Source organism: Klenkia sp. PcliD-1-E, assembly GCF_024124375.1.
In the GTDB taxonomy this organism is placed as follows: Bacteria; Actinomycetota; Actinomycetes; order Mycobacteriales; family Geodermatophilaceae; genus Klenkia.
Window position 1 is genome coordinate 1 of sequence record NZ_JAMXRZ010000241.1, and the last position, 1,681, is coordinate 1,681.

At 76.2% G+C, this 1,681-nt stretch carries 2 protein-coding genes; both read left to right on the top strand.

The features are described 5' to 3' along the window. On the top strand, nt 1-767 hold a 767-nt coding region (locus NH342_RS22855; RefSeq protein ID WP_253018648.1), incomplete at its 5' end, for a hypothetical protein. Nucleotides 768-836: 69 nt separating this feature from the next. Further along, on the top strand, nt 837-1,681 hold an 845-nt coding region (locus tag NH342_RS22860; RefSeq protein ID WP_253018650.1), incomplete at its 3' end, for a serine/threonine-protein kinase.

The window sequence follows — 1,681 nt, forward strand, 5'->3', positions numbered from 1 at the left end:
CCTCGGGCAGCGGGGGCTGGGCCGGCCCCCCGCCGGGCTGGTCGGGGACCGGGCCGGGGTGGGGCGCTCCCCCGCCGCCGGCCGCGCCGTCGCGCACCTCCCCGGCACTGGTCGCCGCGCTGGTGGCCACCGTCGTCCTCGCCGTCGTCGTGGTGGTCGCCGTCGTGACGACCCGCGGCGGGGGCGGCGGGGGCGGCGTCGCCACCCCGACGGCGGCCACCCCGACCACCGAGGTCACCACGACGACGGCGACCGGCACGACCAGCGCACCGGAGACCACCGACACCACCGAGGCCACCGAGGCCACCGGCGGCACCGACGCACTGCTCACCCGGCTGCCCGGCGACTTCGACCCCGCCGACTGCGAGGAGAACGACCTGCCCGACGACGGCGCCGACGCCGCCGTCCGCTGCTCCCCGGCGATCTCCGGCCCGGTACCGCGGTCGGCCAACTTCTACGGCTACCCGGACGCCGGCACGCTGCGCGACGCGTTCAGCGGCGACGTCGACCGGCAGGGGCTGACCGAGATGGAAGCCCTCGCCGACTGCCCCACCGCCCGGGGCTGGATCGACTACGCCGACCAGGACGGCCGGCGCGCGGGTTCCGTGGCCTGCTTCGTCAACGCCGACGGCGACGGCGTGGTGGCCTGGACCCAGGAGGACGCCCGCGCCGAGGGGTTCGTGTTCGTCGCCGACGGCGAGACCCGCCTCGCCGAGCTCTTCGAGTGGTGGAACGACGCCGACAAGAGCGACTTCCAGACCGGCTGAGTCCCCGCACCCCTCTACGATCGACGCCACGACGGGGGCAGGCCTCGCCGCGCACGCCGAGGGAGGCCCGTGGAGTCCGGTTCGTTCGGGGCCTACCGGATCGAGGAGCTGATCGGGCGCGGCGGCATGGGCGAGGTCTACCGGGCCTACGACACCGAGCACCGCCGGACCGTCGCGCTCAAGGTGCTCTCCAGCGGGCTGGTCGGGGACGCCTCCTACCGGGAGCGGTTCCGCCGCGAGGCGCACGCCGTCGCCCGGCTCTCCGAGCCGCACGTCATCCCCATCCACCGCTACGGCGAGGTCGACGGCCGGCTGTTCCTGGACATGCGGCTGGTGCAGGGCGTCGACCTCGGGGACCTGCTGCACCGCGAGGGCGCGCTCGACCCGGCCCGCGCGGTGGCCGTCGTGGCCCAGGTGGCCCGCGCCCTGGACGCCGCGCACGCGGAGGGCCTGGTGCACCGGGACGTCAAGCCCTCCAACGTGCTGGTCACCGGCGACCCCGGCGACGAGTTCGTCTACCTCGTGGACTTCGGCATCGCCTGGTCGGCGGGCGACTCGGGGACCGGGTCGCTGACCCAGACCGGTTCGGCGGTCGGCTCCTTCGACTACATGGCGCCCGAGCGCTTCACGGAGCAGCCGGTCGACGCCCGCACCGACGTCTACGCGCTGGCCTGCGTGCTGTTCGAGTGCCTGGCCGGCCGTCGTCCGTTCACCGGCGAGGGCCCGGCGTCGATGATGTACGCCCACCTCCACACCGTCCCCCCGCCGGTGTCCTCGGTCCGGCCGGGTCTGCCCCGCGGGCTGGACGAGGTCGTGGCGCGCGGCCTGGCCAAGGACCCCGCGCAACGCTGGCCCTCGGCCGGCGCGATGGCGGCGGCGGCCCGGGCGGCGCTGAGCAGCGGCGGGGTCACCCC